The 17,089-nt window shown below is 45.2% G+C and carries 16 protein-coding genes; 12 read left to right on the forward strand and 4 right to left on the reverse strand.

What is annotated here, in order from left to right; all coding sequences use genetic code 11:
* Positions 1-158: 158 nt before the first annotated feature.
* Positions 159-908, forward strand: coding sequence for a phosphoadenosine phosphosulfate reductase (gene cysH / locus AWQ22_RS07690; protein WP_198166549.1), 750 nt, complete (start codon positions 159-161; stop codon positions 906-908).
* A 157-nt stretch (positions 909-1,065) separates the two neighbouring features.
* Here cysH and rplI read toward each other — a convergent pair whose 3' ends face one another.
* From rplI to AWQ22_RS07710, 4 genes are all read right to left on the reverse strand, one after another.
* Positions 1,066-1,524 (reverse strand): 50S ribosomal protein L9, encoded by a 459-nt coding sequence (rplI, locus tag AWQ22_RS07695; RefSeq protein ID WP_012307112.1) that lies wholly within the window; start codon positions 1,522-1,524, stop codon positions 1,066-1,068.
* A gap of 57 nt (positions 1,525-1,581) precedes the next feature.
* Complete coding sequence (locus tag AWQ22_RS07700) at positions 1,582-3,141, reverse strand: diguanylate cyclase (protein ID WP_065710700.1); 1,560 nt, start codon at positions 3,139-3,141, stop codon at positions 1,582-1,584.
* Between the two features lie 354 nt (positions 3,142-3,495).
* The gene (locus AWQ22_RS07705) at positions 3,496-5,757 is read right to left on the reverse strand and encodes a polysaccharide biosynthesis tyrosine autokinase (RefSeq protein WP_065710701.1); all 2,262 of its coding nucleotides are present in this window, start codon (positions 5,755-5,757) and stop codon (positions 3,496-3,498) included.
* 47 nt (positions 5,758-5,804) lie between these two features.
* A complete protein-coding gene (locus AWQ22_RS07710) occupies positions 5,805-7,202 on the reverse strand; it encodes an SLBB domain-containing protein (protein WP_232321316.1) in 1,398 nt (465 codons plus the stop codon).
* A gap of 446 nt (positions 7,203-7,648) precedes the next feature.
* Between AWQ22_RS07710 and AWQ22_RS07715 the strand changes: the two genes are divergently transcribed.
* The 11 genes from AWQ22_RS07715 (at position 7,649) to AWQ22_RS07760 (ending at position 17,079) form a co-directional block, all read left to right on the forward strand.
* Positions 7,649-8,140, forward strand: a complete 492-nt coding sequence (locus AWQ22_RS07715; RefSeq protein ID WP_062434080.1) for a hypothetical protein — start codon at positions 7,649-7,651, stop codon at positions 8,138-8,140.
* Between the two features lie 416 nt (positions 8,141-8,556).
* Positions 8,557-9,864: a glycosyltransferase family 4 protein gene (locus AWQ22_RS07720; protein ID WP_065710702.1), complete on the forward strand. Its 1,308-nt coding sequence runs from the start codon at positions 8,557-8,559 to the stop codon at positions 9,862-9,864.
* Between the two features lie 234 nt (positions 9,865-10,098).
* Positions 10,099-10,404: a hypothetical protein gene (locus tag AWQ22_RS07725; protein WP_315862406.1), complete on the forward strand. Its 306-nt coding sequence runs from the start codon at positions 10,099-10,101 to the stop codon at positions 10,402-10,404.
* Positions 10,405-10,522: 118 nt separating this feature from the next.
* On the forward strand, positions 10,523-10,954 hold the full coding sequence (locus AWQ22_RS07730; RefSeq protein ID WP_065710703.1) for a DUF29 domain-containing protein: 432 nt from the start codon (positions 10,523-10,525) through the stop codon (positions 10,952-10,954).
* 71 nt (positions 10,955-11,025) lie between these two features.
* On the forward strand, positions 11,026-11,589 hold the full coding sequence (locus AWQ22_RS07735) for a Uma2 family endonuclease (RefSeq protein ID WP_065710704.1): 564 nt from the start codon (positions 11,026-11,028) through the stop codon (positions 11,587-11,589).
* Positions 11,590-11,610: 21 nt separating this feature from the next.
* On the forward strand, positions 11,611-11,736 hold the full coding sequence (locus AWQ22_RS17270; RefSeq protein WP_256376208.1) for a hypothetical protein: 126 nt from the start codon (positions 11,611-11,613) through the stop codon (positions 11,734-11,736).
* 105 nt (positions 11,737-11,841) lie between these two features.
* Entirely contained in the window at positions 11,842-13,725 is a 1,884-nt protein-coding gene (locus tag AWQ22_RS07740) for an ABC transporter ATP-binding protein (RefSeq protein WP_232321317.1), read from the forward strand.
* Between the two features lie 98 nt (positions 13,726-13,823).
* Complete coding sequence (locus AWQ22_RS07745; RefSeq protein WP_065710705.1) at positions 13,824-14,648, forward strand: glycosyltransferase family 2 protein; 825 nt, start codon at positions 13,824-13,826, stop codon at positions 14,646-14,648.
* A 20-nt stretch (positions 14,649-14,668) separates the two neighbouring features.
* Positions 14,669-15,322 (forward strand): sulfotransferase family protein, encoded by a 654-nt coding sequence (locus tag AWQ22_RS07750; RefSeq protein ID WP_157094596.1) that lies wholly within the window; start codon positions 14,669-14,671, stop codon positions 15,320-15,322.
* 28 nt (positions 15,323-15,350) lie between these two features.
* A complete protein-coding gene (locus AWQ22_RS07755) occupies positions 15,351-16,292 on the forward strand; it encodes a glycosyltransferase family 8 protein (RefSeq protein ID WP_065710707.1) in 942 nt (313 codons plus the stop codon).
* Between the two features lie 19 nt (positions 16,293-16,311).
* On the forward strand, positions 16,312-17,079 hold the full coding sequence (locus AWQ22_RS07760) for an FkbM family methyltransferase (protein WP_065710708.1): 768 nt from the start codon (positions 16,312-16,314) through the stop codon (positions 17,077-17,079).
* Positions 17,080-17,089 lie beyond the last annotated feature (10 nt).

Genomic DNA, 17,089 nt, shown 5'->3' on the forward strand with positions numbered 1-17,089 from the left:
ATCGAATCTTTGGCGATCGCCCCTAATCAACCGCACCATTTACTAAATCACCCTTACTTACCCGTAAAAGTATGCCACAACTGCATCTTTCCCACCTCGACCCCCGCGCGCAAACCGCCAACCCCCAAGCACAATCAATGCCAATGGGAGATGTTCAAATGGGTGGGATGATGCCAGATCTTGATTTAGCGACCGTTAACGAAAAACTCAGCGAAGCTAATGCCGTTGAAGTCGTCCAGTGGGCGTCCCAGACCTTTCCCGAAGGGCTGATCATGAGCACCAGTTTCGGGATTCAGTCGGCGGTAATGCTCCACCTCGTCACCCAGGTCATCCCTGATATTCCCGTCGTTTGGATTGACACTGGCTATCTCCCAGAGGCCACCTATCGCTTTGCTGAAGAATTAGGCGATCGCCTCAACCTCAACCTCAAAGTCTATCAGTCCCCCCTCAGTCCCGCGCGCATGGAAGCCCTCTACGGCAAACTGTGGGAACAGGACAATATTGAAGCCTTTAACCGCTACGATTACATCCGCAAAGTCGAACCCATGCAACGAGCCCTCAAGGAGTTAAACGCTAAAGCCTGGCTCGCCGGACTCCGCAAAGGCCAAACTGACCACCGCAAGACCCTCGGTTACGTCGCCAAACAAGGCAAGCAGTACAAAATTCACCCAATTTTGACCTGGACTTCTAAGGACGTTTATGAGTATCTAATAGCCCACGATCTCCCCTACCATCCCTATTTTGATAAAGGCTATGTCACCGTTGGGGATTGGCACTCTAGTCGGCCCTTGATGGCAGGCGATGAAAGCGAACGGGATACCCGTTTCCGGGGCCTAAAACAAGAATGTGGCTTACACCTTCCCAGCACCTCTGAAGAAGCCCAGAGTTTAGACTCCAGCGGCCTCTAGACGGTAGTCGAGTTTGCCATGGCAAGCCCTAGACAACAGAGCAATTGTCCATCCCAAAGACTAAAAAAAAGGCGAATCACTATTGATTCGCCCCTGGGGTTAACAATTTGATTGAATGACAAAAAATAAATGCCGCAATCCTTTGGTTTAAAGCTATCTAGAGGGGGATTACGTCGAATTGAACCGTTGCGGTCACTTCGGGGTGCAATTTAACCTGGGCTTCGTAGCTACCAGTTTTGCCAATTTCAGGGAGCGTAATGCCACGACGATCCACATCTTGGCCTGCTCTTTCTTTGATGGCGTCGGCCACATCCTGGGTGGTTACGGTACCGAAAATTTGATTTTCTTCACCAACTTGCTTGCGGATAATGAGTTTACCCACGGTTTTGAGGGCAACTTTACGCGCTTCGGCGTCCTGGAGTTCTGCAAGCAGACGTTGACGTTCTTTTTCGCGGCGCTGTTCAACTTGGCGAAGAATGCCGGGGGTGGCGAGGGAGGCAATGCCTTGGGGGAGGAGGTAGTTACGGGCATAGCCGGGGGCAACTTCAACGAGGTCACCATTGTTGCCTAGCTTGCGCACGTCCTGATTTAGGACTACCTGTAAACGCTTACTCATAATATTGACAGAATAATTTTTTCTATAGAAATCTGTTAGCTTCCAGAACTTTAAATTCTACAAGTTAAGGGATTGTTTAGGCAAATAGTCCGGATCTGTGTTCTGTTTTGTGGTATTGGGGCGGGGGTTGTCGTCACAGGCAGATTGTCGCCCTTGTTTCCGCTGCCGCTTATTCCGATACATTTTCTCGTCAGCCTGTTTCAACAGGGTGCGTAGGGAAGCATTGGCTGGAAATTCGGTATAACTGGTGTAACCAGTACTAATAGAAAGTTGGTAGGGGCGCTGTTGTTGTTGGTTGAAGTTGGCGATCGCCGTTTGGAGACGTTGGCAAATCAGATCCGCTTCTGCCTGGTTTACCGGCGCAAAACAGGTAAATTCATCGCCCCCCAGCCGGGCCAGAATATCTGCCCTCCGGAAGCTGTCCCGCAGAATCTGGGCTGCATCGACAATGACGCGATCGCCTACCCCATGGCCCAGGTGATCATTAATCATCTTTAGATTATCCACATCGAAGAAAAAGAGCGAAAAAGGCAACTTTTGGCGCTCCAGCAAGGATAATTCCTGTTCGACGAGCATAAAGAAACCCCGACGATTGTAAACGCCTGTCAATTCATCCGTAAGAGACAGTTGACGAATGCGATTTTCAGCTTTTTTCCGTTCCTGCACCTCTTGACGAAGTTTTTGATTGAGGCGGTCTAGTTCCTGGGTACGCTCTTTGATCTGCTGTTCTAAAAAACTCACAAGCCCGTACATCTCATTTTGGTTCATCGCCTCCAGCAAATTCGATTGGGTCACCAACCCCAGGAGCTCGTGGTGCTCCCCAACCACAATCAAGCGGTGGGTTTGGTGCCGTTCCATCAGTTGTTTAGCCTCGATCAAAGAACGGTGCACCGCAATTTTGGTCGGCCGGGTCATGGTCTGTTCCGCTGTGATTTTTTTCAAATCCACATCCAGGGAACGTAAATGTAAAATATCCTGTTCCGTGACAATTCCCAGGGGAAACCAAGCCTGTTCGAGGGTCGGATGGGGTTTAACAATGACAATTGAACCCACACGACATTCCATCATCACCTTAGCCAAGTGCCACATGGATTGTTGGGGGGCACCATAAACCACGCGACTCACCATCACTTCTGTGACAAATCGCAGGCGCAGCAAATGCACCGGTTCAATGACACCGCGCAGTAAGCGGTGGGTGATTAAACCAAATAGCTTACCTTCTGTGTCTAGAACTGGTAAGTGACGAATCCGATGTTTTTGCAACAGTTGAGAAATATGCAGAGGCGTTAAAGACTGATCCCAAGTTAGGGAGATGACAGAGGTCGTCATAATTTGCTTTAGGGTGATCTGCTGCCAATTTTGATCTAGGATGACCCATTTCAAGAGGTCGCGTTCGGTCACAATCCCCTGTAATTGTTGGCCTGCCATCACGAGAATACAACTGGCGCGGCTACTATTGACCTCTAGGGCATCGCTTGTTTTGTCTTGTAACTCACAGGTGCGCTTTAAACTCGCCATGGTGTTTGCCGCTTCAAGCAAGGTGGTCTCCGCCGCGAGCATAATTGGGTCTTTAATGAGGCATTTTTCAACGGATTTGTAGGAAGTGAGATCAAGCATAGGTAAAACGCGACAAAAGTTTGCCCTGAAGAAAAAATGACCTGTTGCAATGGGCCACAACGACTAAAGCAACTGGAATGAAGATGCCTAGAAGTATTTATGACTCTTTTGTCCATCATAGGCGGGCCATGGATCAGTTGGGGGTTTTCAGCAACGAATCTTGAGCGCTGTTGAGTAGTACCCTGTTTTGTGAATTGCTCTGCTTGGGTGTTGCTCAAGTGTAAGTGTAGAACTTTCCTCGGTCCAAACTGTTCCCTAGAAAAAAGCTGGAAATATAAATTTCCCTCCTGGTGCGAGAGGGTTAATGCAGAAATCAAACGATCAGTGGGCGATCGCCTACTAACCATTTAATAATTAACTGTTTTTGGACTTGTAGCCGTAGTAGGAGTAGGAATTACCGGACGTCCCTTTGGTTTGACTATTGGCAACGAGTCCTAAAATTGGAATATTGGCTTGCTTAAAGGTGGCGATCGCCTGGGAAACGGCTGAACGCGTAGTTTTATTCAAAGTGACCACTAAAATCACACCATCAGTATGTGAGGCCAACAGACTGGCATCCGCAAGTCCAAGCACTGGCGGCGTATCGTAGACAACGAGGTCGAAGGTGCGCTCAAAGTCCTTAACCAAATGCTGCATCTTTTGAGAGGCGAGTAATTTTGCCGGATCAGGAGGCAGATCTCCCGCTGGCAGCACCGAAAAATCCACCAAAGGCATCGGTTTCTGTAAATAGTTATCAATTTCAGTCTCGTTGCTATTGTTTGTAATTACAGTGCTGAGACCCCGCTTTTGATTTAAATTGAGACGTTGAGCAACCTGGGGACGCCGCATATCAGAATCAACGAGCAATACTTTCTGACCGAGAATCGCCGCCGTTGGTGCCAAGTTCAGGGCAATTGTTGATTTGCCATCCCCCGGCAAAGCCGAAGCAATAATCACCGAACGTAAAGGGCGATCGGCACTCAGTAATTTTAGATTGGTATGTAGCACCCGTAGGGATTCAGAAAAGGCAGACGCACCATAATAGCCATAGCCATAGGGCTGATCTCCACCGGTCATTTTTTGCCATGTCCGAGTCGTTGAAGCCGGAATCAAAGAAGCTAGCCAACGTTGGACACGCAGCATTGGTTGCAAAGATGATGCCGCTGTCCCGGCCATTCCATGTTGTTCTTCGTAGGGAATATTGGCTAAGAGTGGTAGCTTTGTTCGATTCTTCAGATCATCTGGAGAGTAATAAACATCAGTGAGCTTGTCGAGCAGCAAAGCAGCGCCAACACCCAAGACCGAACTAGCAATAAAGCCCAGCATCAAGCTCCGTTGAATATTGGGGGAGATCGGCAAGTTAGGACGGGTGGCATCTTCAATGACTTCCCATGGAATCTCCGTTTGTGCCGCTTGTACTTGTAGAGCTTGGCGTCTTGCTAGGAGCTCTGTCAGTGCTTCCGTTGAAATTCCGAGTCGCCGCTGGAGATCGGTATATAGCCGATTTAGGACAGCGAGATTCTGAAAAGATTGCTCGACTTCGGCTTGGGCTTGATTAAGGGATGGAATCCGAGCTTGTAAGATGCGGAGTTGATTGGCGGCATTTGTCACTTGGGTTGCCCCCACCCGTTCCGCCTCCTGTTGCAGAATCGGCAGTAAATTCTGGCGTTCTTCCCTCAACACTTGAATATTTAAGCTCCCCTCTTGGAAACGTGTCGATTCTTTGGCAATGTTCGCCTCGATCGACCGCAGTTGACCAAGAACCTGCTGATAGGCTGGTGAATCTTCTAGGGCCGCTAAAGCTCCACTGTCCCCTTGGAGGGATTGGAGGCGGGTTTGGGCCTGGGCCATCTCTTGTTGCAACTGGAAGCGCTGCTGCTCTAAGGTTGCTGCTTTCTGGGCAAGCTGATTGAAATGAATTTCCGGCTCGGTGAAATTGTAGTTTTGACGAAACTGTTGAAGCTCTGCCTGCAGAGTATCCACTTCCTGTTGGAGGTCGGGTAATTGTTCATCGATGAACTGCAGACCTTGTCTAACGTTGGTTTGGCGATCGGCCAAGCTGTACTCCAGGTACACCGAGCTAAGCTGTTCTAACACTGCTTCAATTTGATCAGGGTCTGGATTTTGATAGCTGACTTCGAGAATTTTTGTCTCTCCCGGTCGGGTAATACTGAGATTACTGAGTAGAGTATTGTAGTTAAGGTTAGGATATTGTTGCTGCAGTGGTTGAATCACTTTTTGCAGTAATTCGGGACTGCGTAAAACCTGAATTTGAGTGGCGTAGTCTAATTCACCGGATCCGCTACCAAAGTTTCCGGGCAGGCTCCGGGCTAGGTCAGAAACACTATTGTCGGAATTGACGGGTTCAACTAACAAACGAAACTTCGATAAGTAGATTTTTTCTTGGGAAAATGTGTTGAAGGTAACTGCCCCCATGCCAACGGTTATCACCCCCAGAATTAACCAAGCTCGCCGCCGCATCACGGATAAAAATTGGCGGAAATCGAAGTCATCGCCGTAGTCTACTGGTTGCAATAGAGGAGAGACAGGATACGGTATTGGGGCGACTGCGCCATTTTTTTTATGGCCGTTATTTTGATATTCGAGAACAGCGTTATTGGTATCTTGTTTATCCATGGTAGTTTCGCGCTTAATTTATAAATTTAATTCTTAAAAATTCATCCTTAAAATAAGAAACCGAAAGGCAGAAGATTACGCAGTGGACTTAAAATGCGTGAGAGTCCATCTGTAAAGCTAGCCGTTGCATTACGATCCACGATGATGACATCGTTGTTCCAAAGAATTGGGTTGGATTCGGCATTGACGTTTTGAGAAAAATCAATTTCAAACTGCTGCTGGACAATGGTGCCATTGGGATTGAGACGGATTAATTCCACATCGTTGCGGGCGCGATCTGTCAGTCCTCCAGCGGCCAGCACGGCTTGGTTTAATGTTGTATTTGCAGGAACGCGAACAGCACCAGGACTCTCGATTTCACCGACCACATTAACGAGAATTTGATCGGGGGACAAGTTAGTGGCCACAATTTGGGCCGCCTCGGCATCGGATGGGGCCGCAGCGGTGGCGATAGAAATGGTATCCCCCTGTTGGAGGGCTAAGTCTTGGGTCAAATCCCCCGATTGAAACAGTTCCCAAAAATCAATGTCAATGGTTTGGGATGTGCCACTGCGGGTCAGACGTCGCACTTGAATTTGACGAATATCAGCGGAGGGCTTGATCCCACCCGCTTCCCGAATGGCTTGGGAGACGGTGGGGTTGGTTTGGGATGCGCCGCCCGTTAATCGATAGATACCTGGACGAAATACTTCGCCAACAACACCAATGTCTAAGGTTTCAGGGGTACCAATTAGATTTGAGGCTGCTAGTTGAGCCGACTCGGTTAAGTTCACCGTTTCTACTGCGGGTACAAAAACTGCATCCCCATCTCGCAGGGCGATGTTTTGGCTTGCATCGCCGTTTTGTAACAGTTCCCAGAGGTCAACGGCGACGGTCTGCCTTGCGCCAGATGGGTTGAGGCGACGAATTTGCACTTGTCGTAAATTGGCGGCATAGGTGAGCCCTCCCGAAGCCTGAATGGCTTGCACCAGGGTGGGAAACTGGCCTCCGTCTAGGGTATAGGCACCGGGACTATTGACTTCTCCGGAGAGGGTCACTTGGAAAGAACGGGGTTGCTGCAGGACAAGGGTAATTCTGGGATAGCGTAATTCTGACTGGTAGCGGGTGGCGATCGCCGTTTCTGCTGCTTCGATGGTTAAACCCGCAACCGGCACCTTACCAATGGCCGGGAGATTAAGGGAGCCATCGGCCAGCACCCGTTGACTACCGCTATATTCAGGCACATTAAAGACTTCAACCTCTAACTGATCGCCCACACCGAGAATGTAGTTTCGATCAACGCCCATTGCCGGCAAAGCACTCGACAATAGGTTGATCCGTTGTGGAGTTTGCGCTTGCATCGCCCCATCTTCTGAAAAATCAGACCTGTCGGCAGCAACGGCAGCGCTGAAACTACCAGGAATTAGGATGAAGACTGACGTACAAAACAGGATAAAAAATTGCATTGAGCAAGGCTCCTGGAATTTATATTCTGACCCAAGGATTCAGAACCTACTAACAACACAGCTATCTACAGACGACCCCAAATTAGGGGCAGGCTAATGCTGATCGATTCAAAAGGGAGAAAATTTATTTAAATCCTATTGTAAAGTTACCGTAAAGTGTCACTACCATAGGGCACAGGTTTAAAAGTGAGCAACCGATGACAAAAAGAAAGCAAATTCAATCCAGACGCCAGACATTATAGGTGCTTATTCTAAAATTGTCAGTATAACAGTTAGATGAGCCAGGCTAATGTTAATGGTTGAGACTGATACCAATCTCTAAATTAGACACTTAGGAATAGTGTCGATGAGTAGTATGTGTTAAGTGGCAAGCAATCACTATCCTTTTAGCGTTTTGTTTACCAATCAAGTTGTCTCGGCAATTGGGTCTACATTCATTCTGCGTCATGAAACCAATCAACCGGAATTCTCATCCTGTCTCCCCAGACAATAGAAGTTCAGGCAAACAATCATCGACCAAGCGCCGCGATCGCCACCGTAAGCGTTCCAAGCGCCGTGCTATCTTTTGCCCCATTCACCAGTGCTACTTAGATAGTGTGAGTCAGAAACACCGAATTTACGCCGACCAACCGGATCATCTCCAGAGCCGGGGGCTAAGTCGGCGCAAGGCACTTTTACTCGTTGCAACAAAAACGACTGTGCCCTTAGATGGGGAGTGGCTAGAAGCCTTTTGGTGTAAGTGTTGTCAAGAAACGAAATGGTACCATGTCCGCAAATGCGATCGCGAATATCAGTTATCGTTGGCCTCCCCTGAACTGTGGCAACAGGCAACTGGCGTAATTTCTGTTCAAGGCAATCCTTCTGTCAGCGAGTTTACGCGCCGTCAATCGCAATGTCAGGGTTCTACCACAATCAAAGATTTCCGCTTCGTAAATTGACCTCGACCAATTAGCGTAGATAGGATACAGTTTGAAGAAATTATGAAGAAAGCATGAGGGAGCGATGAAGGCTTCCCACCGTAGAGTGAGCTTCGATGGTCTATTTGATCTCAGTTTCTCTACCCTGCTTCTACTACTAGCAATGCCATCAGTTCGGCATCCAGGGTAGAACAGTCCCAGGATTCGTCTGTCTATTTTTTTCACAACCCAAGCTTGCTGCATTGCCGCGCAACGATCTCCCAGCTACAAGGGGATCACTAAAAGCGTTGCCTAGAAAGCTTTGCGTGTAGGGCGATCGCCTTTTTGGTTAACGGTTCAGCGATCACCGAATGGTGAAGATGAAGCAAAAGTGCATGGGTTCATTGCTTCGCCGATCCAAATCTTTAGCTTTATCTCCCCTTTAAAAAAGTTTATCTATGTTGTTTGTTCATTACCTCAAGCGCTTGGTTTCTAGCCGTTCCCAGCCAACTATTGATCAGTCTTCTGGGGCTACGAATGAACCGCAACTCCGCTTAATGGTGCTTACCCAGTTTTTCCCCCCTGATTTTGCCCCGACAGGTCAGCTCATCGAGGAATTGACGCGGCACCTAAGCCAGCAAGGTTTAGATGTTGATATCTTTACGGGGCAACCCGGATACGCCTTTCAAGCGACAGATGCTCCACGCCTTGAGCAAGTAGATAGTCTGAAAGTCAGGCGATCGCGGACAGCCCAGCTCTGGCCCCAGCGGATTCGCGGCAAAGCGATCAATGGCATTTTGTTCCTATTGCGGACAGTGCTCCATCTCGTCGGATGTGGGCGCAAAACAGAACTGCTGTTGATTACGACGGCCCCTCCCTTTTTACCCGTCGTGGGTTACTTTGCGAACCTGATTTTCCGAGTGCCCTATGTTTGTCTGCTTTATGATCTCTACCCCGATATTGCCGTTAAGCTTGGCGTGATCCCAGAACAGCACTGGTTAGCGCGATTTTGGCAAAATATGAACCTCAGGGTGTGGCGACGGGCGAAGGGCATTGTGGTATTAAGTCCGGCGAAAAAACAACACATTACCCAACTCTGCCCGGGGATCGAATCAAAGGTCAGCGTGATCCACAGTTGGGCAAATCCGGACTTAATCGTGCCGATCCCCAAACAAGAGAATTGGTTTGCCCTGCGGTACGGACTGATTCAGCCATTTACGGTGCTCTATTCTGGCAATCTGGGCCGTTGCCATGACGTTGAAACCTTCCTCGAAGCGGCCATTTTACTCAAGGATGAACCGATTAAGTTTGTCTGTATTGGCAATGGTGCCAAGCGGCAGGTGTTAATGGAAAAGCGCGAACAGTTGGGGTTATCGAACCTGCTGCTGCTGCCTTACCAAGATAAAGAAGTGCTGCCCTACTCTTTGACGGCCTGTGATTTGTCGTTGGTGAGTTTGAGTCCGGGGATGGAACGCCTGTTAGCACCGAGCAAGCTCTACTCAGCCTTGGCAGCGGGTCGGCCGATCGCTGTGGTCTGTCCGCCTAAGAGCTATTTAAAGGATCTAGTGCAGAAAACAAATTGTGGCCGGGCGATCGCCAATGGGGATGGCCAAGGGCTAGCAGATTTCATTCGGCAGTTGGCAGGCGATCGCCCCTTGGCAGAGGGTATGGGCCAAGCAGGACGCCGATATTTAGAAGAGAACTTCACACCGCAGCGAATTGCAGCGCAATATTTAGAGGTGTTGCAAAATTCCGTCAAACGGTAATAGACAAAGACTTAAAGGGGATCTTTTGATAGTGGCGATCGCCCAGGGCTCTACCCCTTAAAGTGAAATCATTCTTCACTAATTCTTCTGATGGTTTGATGAAAGGCGATCGCCAAATGAACTATTAAAATAAAATTATCTTCCCCTAGCCTTAGATGTGGTTAAATTTCCTGGCATTATTGCCCTCAACCGTCTTAACGGTGTTATTGATCGCGATCGCCTTTTTGAGGTTCTATGACCAAACCGACTTTGAATTCCTCGGACTCATTGCCAACCCCAGACAGTGGAGCAATGGATTCACTGTGGCAGCCCTCCTGGCTACATTGGCTAATTTCGGCGTTGAGTGGAACCGTCGAAATCGAGAAACAAACCGCTTGGCTGAAGAAAAGCAACGAAGAAGCGAGGATCGCGCACGAGCAGAGACTGAAAACGCTCAGAGAAGAGAACGCGAGGCTCGCCGAGCTAGAATCGAAACTCGATGCCGTATTGCCGAAATACAGTTCCAGCTCGACTCGACCGACCGAAACCGACGCGCCCTAAGGGAAGCGTTGGCTCTGCTGGCGGAATATGGCGACCTGTTCTCCTAAGGGCAATCGCCTTGCTTATCATCCTCAACATCCGGCTAGACTTAGATTAAAACAAAAAAACTTACACTCCCATGGAACAACTTTACGAAAGAGACTTTAGTCAATGGGCAGAAACGATGGCCGATCTTCTTGCCGCTGGGGATTTTATGGCCCTTGATATTGAAAACTTGGTAGAAGAGGTGCGGGATTTGTCCAAGCGAGAACGCGATCACCTCCTTAGCAGTATCCGGCTGATTTTACACTACCTATTAAAGTGGGATCATCAGCCCCAAAAACGGTCTCGCAGTTGGCGAAATACGATTGATCGAGAACGAAGTAATATTGAACTATATCTTGAGGACAGTCCGAGTCTGCGGCGCTATCTTAATGATGAGGTATCCCTAGCAAAAATATATCGGCTTGCCCGTGCTGACGCGATCCGGGAAACGGATTTAGATTTTCCTAAAGATTGCCCCTACGATATCGAAGATGTGTTAAGTCGCGTTATTTCCCTTGGTGAGTGATCCTCTAGAGGGCGATCGCCTCAATGAGAACAAGTTGTTAAAATTAGCTTACTCCTCTAATCTGCATCATTATGGCTACCGTTTTAGACCTTCAGCCAATTGTTTCGTTAAATCGAGGGCAATTTTATCAGCTCTGCCAAAACAATCCTGACCTCAACTTAGAAAGAGACCCCCGAGGAAAGCTCATTATTATGTCTCCAGTTGGGGGTGAAAGCGGTGCCCAAGAAGCGAATCTTATTTTCAAAGTTTCTCTCTGGAATGATCAGAGTCAACTCGGAATTGTTTTTAGTTCTTCAACAATATTTAGCTTGCCCCAGGGTGGCGATCGCTCCCCTGATGTGGCTTGGGTCTCCCGATGCAACTGGGAAAAACTAACCCACGCAGAACGAGAAGGATTTCCGCCAGTTTGCCCGGATTTTGTCATTGAGCTGAGGTCAAAAAGTGATCGCTTAAAACCCTTACAGAATAAAATGCAGGAATACCTAGGCTCTGGTTTAAGGCTAGGTTGGTTGATTAATCCACAACAAAAACAGGTAGAAATCTATCGCCCAAATCAAACCATACAAATCGTCAATTTACCGGCGACCTTATCTGGAGAAGAGGTTTTACCTGGACTAAGCATCAGCCTAGACTGAACAAGTTCGAGATGTTAATTATTGGCCTTAGTTTTTCACTTAGCGATCGCTGTGATCGCCCAAAAATTTCTCCCTGAAAATGAACTTATCCTCTACTGCCCTGCTGCTGGTGTGATAGAAGGCGATCGCCTTTTTGAGGTGCTATGACCAAGCCAACTTTGCATGCCTCGAAGTCTCCTGTGGGCGACCGCCATTTTTTACACAACGACAGTAGTTTAAGATAACCTATTGCAAAGGTGACTTGTCCTGTCGATGCAACTAAAAATGACATGGGTCATGAACTTGACTCACTTTTGTATTTTTAAGAATCTATATTTAATTGTGAAAAAAATTTTGCGTAACTTGCGATCACCTGCTTATCAGTTAGTGTTCGAAACTGCACAGAAGAATTGGGGACTAATTGCCGTTAATTTGACGACGAATCTATTGAATGCCCTGCTAGAAGGAAGCACAGTAGGGGTGATTTATCTGGCGGTGTCATATCTCTCGACGCCAAGTGAGGCCCAAGCTGATTCGCAAATTATGCAGACTCTTACGACGCTATTGCCGCTGCCTCCAGAGCAGATGTTTTTAGTGTTAATCGGTGCTGCAGTAGGATTACAAATTCTGCTTAGTTTGAGCAACTATACTAATAAGGTATCGGCGGCGTCGCTATCAGCAAAGGCTCAGCCCTACGTGACAGGTAAGGTATTTGAACGAACAATGGCCTTTAGTTATGGTTGTGTCAGTCGTTATAAAGTAGGCGATCTAGTGCTATTTGCAAATGATGCAGCCCTAGCGGTCGATCAACAAATTACACAATTCAATAATATTGCAGTGAGCTTATCATTCGCCGTCATGTATTTGATTGTGATTGTGCGCCTTTCGCCTGTGTTGGCTTTGGCTGCAGCTCTCTTGACATTGGCCGTTGCTCTGGTGCAATACAAGTTAATTCCACGACTAAGGTATGTAGTACATCGGGTAACGGAAACACAGGTGGAGTCAGCAAAATATATTACGGAGAGTATTCAGGCATTGCGGCTGCTGCATACATTTGGCATGCAGCGAAAAATAGTTGAAATAGCAAGCCATCTGCTAGATAAAACGCAGGAACAGCTCCAAAAACGTGCCTATATTTTCTATTTACCCGAACCAATTATGGATGCAGTCCCCATGATTGCCATTGGCGTTCTAGCGATTTTAGCAGTGCTATTTCAGGGAACTGAGATGAATATTTTACCTATGTTGCTAACGTTTCTATTGGTATTGCAGCGACTATCAGCTCGACTTAAAGCAACGGTTAGTAGCATCACTATGTTTGTTGATAATAGTGCTCGCATGTTTCGATTAGATACTATTTTGAGTCGTCGAGACAAGGAGTTTGAGCAGTCGGGGAATGAGCCGTTTGTAGGGCTGAAGAATGATATTGAGTTTCAGTCGGTGAGTTTGTCCTATCTCAATGATGGGGCGTTTGCGCTGAAGGATTTGACATTTACCATTCCCCGTAATCGAGTGCTTGCGCTGGTGGGAGAGTCGGGAGCAGGGAAGTCATCGATTGTAGATGTGTTGATGGGGCTGTATCGGCCTACTGCTGGAACGATATTAGTGAATGGTAAACCATTGGATGACTACCGACTAGAAGACTGGCGGCAACACATTGGGGTGGTCAGTCAAGATACATTCATTTTCAATGACAGCATTTTGGAAAATTTGCGCTTTGGCTGTCAGGAGGCGTCGCTAGATGAGGTGATGGAGGCGGCGCAGGCGGCTCAAGCTCATGAGTTTATTATAGCGCTGCCGGATGGATATAAAACGGTGGTGGGTGAGCGGGGCTATCGATTGTCGGGGGGGCAGCGGCAGCGGTTAGCGTTGGCGCGGGCGCTGATTAAGCAGCCAGGGATTTTGGTGTTGGATGAGGCGACGAGTGCGCTCGATAGTGAGTCGGAGCGGTTGATTCAGCGGGCGCTAGAGCAGTTTCAAAAAGATCGAACGGTGATTGTGGTGGCGCATCGACTTTCGACAATTATAAGAGCGGATGAGATTTTGGTGTTAGATCAAGGGCAGATTGTAGAGCGGGGATGCCATTCTGTACTGTTGAGACAGGACGGGCGTTATGCACGGTACTGGAAGATACAAAGCAATACTGTTACTGCTTAGAGGGTTTGTCAATCTTAAACGATAACACTGATGAAATGAAACGTAGGGTGCTGTTAGGAGAAATTGTAACGCGCCCAATCACGAGGATTTAAAAGCAAATGCCTAGAAGTTTGCCAAAGGTTACGGTCGTCACCGTCGTTAGAAATGCTGAGTTACTGATTGGGGCAACAATTCAAAGTATTCTTAATCAAGACTATCCCAATATTGAATATGTTGTTGTCGATGGCAACTCTATTGACAGAACTAAGCAGATTATTCAATCCTATCAAGATCAAATTGATTGTTATGTAAGTGAATCTGATCAAGGAATTTATGATGCGATGAATAAGGGCTCAAGGCTAGCCTCTGGAGATTGGATCTTATATATGAATGCAGGAGATTATTTCTATGATAATCAATCCCTAAGCAGTATAGAAAATCTTTTAAATAGTGATGCGGATGTAATTTTGGCGGGGGTGGAGGAAGTGTTGGTGGATGAGCTACAAACTAGGCGGTTTCAACGAATGCCTAAGCCTATATCAGAAATTTGGCGTTATATGCCTACCTCCCATCAAGCAATCCTTGTGAGGTTATCTTGTCAACAGGAATATGGTTTTGATACTAACTACCGTTGGTGTGGAGATCATGATTTACTAGCGAGAATGTATCGAGACGGCAAAAAATTCGTGACTCAAAATACCTTATTCTGTGTTTTTGACTGCAATAGTGACAATTCAAGGGATATTATGCTTTTTATTAAAGAACGTTATCGACTGAGTAAGAGATTAGTTCCTTTTTATCTTCGCCTATGGCATTACGGTGGGGAGTGGGTACATTGTCGTATTTGGGGTAAGATTGTCGTTTTAATCAAGTTTTTTCTTCCTTCCCAAACTATTTTACAATTGAGAAAATGGAGGGGAACACAGGGATTAAAATCAATCTAAGAAATTATCATAAATTAAGTATGCGCTTTAATAAAATCTTTGGCATTGGTTTACCCCGTACAGGTACAACTTCTCTATATATGGCTTTGAACGAGTTGGGAATTCATACCGTTCATTTTCCTTTCAGCCTTTATGAAACTGATGACTTATCAATACTAGACCAATATCAAGGATTTGTTGATACCCCCATCCCAATGCTTTATCAGAAGCTAGATAAAATGTGTCCTAATGCTGGTTTTGTTTTGACGACTAGACCTGTAGATGGATGGTTAAAAAGTATGGATTGGCTATTAAAGGAGGGGCGTTATATTTGGCAGTGGAAATCTAGTTATGATCAATTTAATCAGGAATTTTTCGGTTCTTCTGATTTTGATTTAGAGCTATATCAATCCCGTTACCATACTTTTCATCAAGAGGTTTTTAACCATTTTAAGGATCGAAATAATCTGTTAATCCTAGATTTAAAGATAGGCTATGGTTATAGAGAACTTTGTCAATTTTTAGATATTCCCATATTGTCCAAAGAATACCCGAAAGGTAATGAATCTCGCCAAGCAAGATGGCTACAAAAATTAGCTTATCGTAGTGGCAAATACCATCCATCTTTGGAAGAGCTAATTCGCAAGGGAGACTACTATTGGCAAAGAGTTCAGCAAAAATTAGGATTCATGTAATTAATTTTTTAATAAGGATTTATCAAAAGTGTTAGAACAAATACCAATCTTCCTTTCTGCTGACGATAACTATGCCCGTTATTGTGCAGTTACTATACTTTCCATTCTTAAAAATACACAAAAACCCGAAGAATTACACTTTTATATTTTCTCTCCAGATATAACTAATGAAAATACAAGAAAAATAGATCAATTATGTTCTTCTTTTAACTCGAATTTATCTATAATCAAAATCGATCTCAACTTGTTCAAATCTTTACCTGAAATTGAACATGTAAACTTAAATACATACACACGATTAATAACTCCTGAACTATCCAAAATAAATTGTAATATTATTTTACTGGATTGCGATATTATAGTTTTGAGTGAAATTGCTGATTTTTATAAATACAATTTGAAAACATTTTCTCTTGGTGCAATTCCTCATGTTCAATTTCCTTATCAAGAGATTTTTCTAAAAAAATTTGAGATACAAAATGAAGATTTTTATTTTAATGCTGGAGTAATGTTAATTAATGGTGATACATGGCAGAAAAATGATTATAGTGATAAAACTTTTGTTTTTGCTTCTGACAATGCAGATAAACTTCAATTTCAAGAACAGGATGCTTTAAATGCCGTTTTCTGGTGTAATTACTGCCATTTACCGGGGGAATGGAATGTAGAAGCTAGACTGTATAAGGAGAAGTTGTTAGGACTTCCTCAAACGGAAGAGATAACCCATCGGATGAAAAATGCTAAGATTATCCACTATACAGGACCAGATAAACCGTGGAAGTCAAAAAATTATGTGCCAATGCGTCATCTTTATCTATATTATAGTGAGATGTTGTCAGAGGAGTTTGGATGGCTTCCTAGTAAACCCGAACCTAAATCCTGTTCTCCTTTGGCGATGATTAAGTTTATTTGGTCTTGTATTTACTTTCGAACTAGTTATATTTTTAAAAAAATATTTAAGTTTATTTAGTTATTATTATGTACTTGATATGGCTTCAATGATTAATAGTTTAATTAAAAAAACCTTTCGTTCATGGGGTTTTGATATTCGCCGAATTGGAACAATGCCTTTTGGAGTAGATTATTGTGCAGATATAAGGTATTGTCTCGATGGAAAAACATTAGATATAGTTTTTGATGTTGGTGCTAATAATGGACAAACTGCGTTGCACATTGCTAGAGAATTTCCCCAATCGCAAATCTATGCTTTTGAGCCTGTACCAGATACATATCAACAACTGCAAAAAAATACATCAGAGCTCTCTAATATTAATCTTGTGAATCAAGCACTGAGTGACTTTGTTGGTGAGTCAACCTTTTATATCTCATCTAATTCTTTGCTATCTTCCCTTTGTCCAGAGGAAACTAATTCTATAAAGGCAAATGCAAAAGTATCCGTGAACACAGTTGATAATTTTTGCGAAGTTAATAACATCAATAAAATTAGTTTACTTAAAACCGATACGGAAGGCTTTGACTTGAAAGTTGTTCAGGGGGCAAAAAACAATATCAAAAATAAGTGTATTGATTTTATTTACACAGAGTGTCGTTTTTTCAACAGAAATATTTCTAGCGACTTTATCGATATGATTTACTATTTGAATGAGAATGACTATGCTTTAGTCTGTATTTATACAGAGGCAGTGGATAATTTTGGATTTGTGTTTGGAAATGCTCTTTTTAAAGTTATAGATAAAGATCAAAAACCCTCGCGATTTTCTTGGTCTCCATTTGGTAAACCTGTAAACTGGACTTAAGCAAAAAGGT

Origin of the sequence: Picosynechococcus sp. PCC 7117 (assembly GCF_001693275.1) — a bacterium.
Classification (GTDB): domain Bacteria; phylum Cyanobacteriota; class Cyanobacteriia; order Cyanobacteriales; family MRBY01; genus MRBY01.

Coding starts and splice junctions, on each gene's coding strand:
- AWQ22_RS07750 (WP_157094596.1), top strand. CDS start 14,669: ATGCGCTTTAATAAAATCTTTGGCATTGGTTTACCCCGTACAGGTACA.
- cysH (WP_198166549.1), top strand. CDS start 159: ATGGGTGGGATGATGCCAGATCTTGATTTAGCGACCGTTAACGAAAAA.
- AWQ22_RS07735 (WP_065710704.1), top strand. CDS start 11,026: ATGGCTACCGTTTTAGACCTTCAGCCAATTGTTTCGTTAAATCGAGGG.
- AWQ22_RS07720 (WP_065710702.1), top strand. CDS start 8,557: ATGTTGTTTGTTCATTACCTCAAGCGCTTGGTTTCTAGCCGTTCCCAG.
- AWQ22_RS07740 (WP_232321317.1), top strand. CDS start 11,842: ATGCAACTAAAAATGACATGGGTCATGAACTTGACTCACTTTTGTATT.
- AWQ22_RS07710 (WP_232321316.1), bottom strand. CDS start 7,202: ATGCAATTTTTTATCCTGTTTTGTACGTCAGTCTTCATCCTAATTCCT.
- AWQ22_RS07745 (WP_065710705.1), top strand. CDS start 13,824: ATGCCTAGAAGTTTGCCAAAGGTTACGGTCGTCACCGTCGTTAGAAAT.
- AWQ22_RS07760 (WP_065710708.1), top strand. CDS start 16,312: ATGGCTTCAATGATTAATAGTTTAATTAAAAAAACCTTTCGTTCATGG.
- AWQ22_RS07715 (WP_062434080.1), top strand. CDS start 7,649: ATGAAACCAATCAACCGGAATTCTCATCCTGTCTCCCCAGACAATAGA.
- rplI (WP_012307112.1), bottom strand. CDS start 1,524: ATGAGTAAGCGTTTACAGGTAGTCCTAAATCAGGACGTGCGCAAGCTA.
- AWQ22_RS07705 (WP_065710701.1), bottom strand. CDS start 5,757: ATGGATAAACAAGATACCAATAACGCTGTTCTCGAATATCAAAATAAC.
- AWQ22_RS07700 (WP_065710700.1), bottom strand. CDS start 3,141: ATGCTTGATCTCACTTCCTACAAATCCGTTGAAAAATGCCTCATTAAA.
- AWQ22_RS07725 (WP_315862406.1), top strand. CDS start 10,099: ATGACCAAACCGACTTTGAATTCCTCGGACTCATTGCCAACCCCAGAC.
- AWQ22_RS07730 (WP_065710703.1), top strand. CDS start 10,523: ATGGAACAACTTTACGAAAGAGACTTTAGTCAATGGGCAGAAACGATG.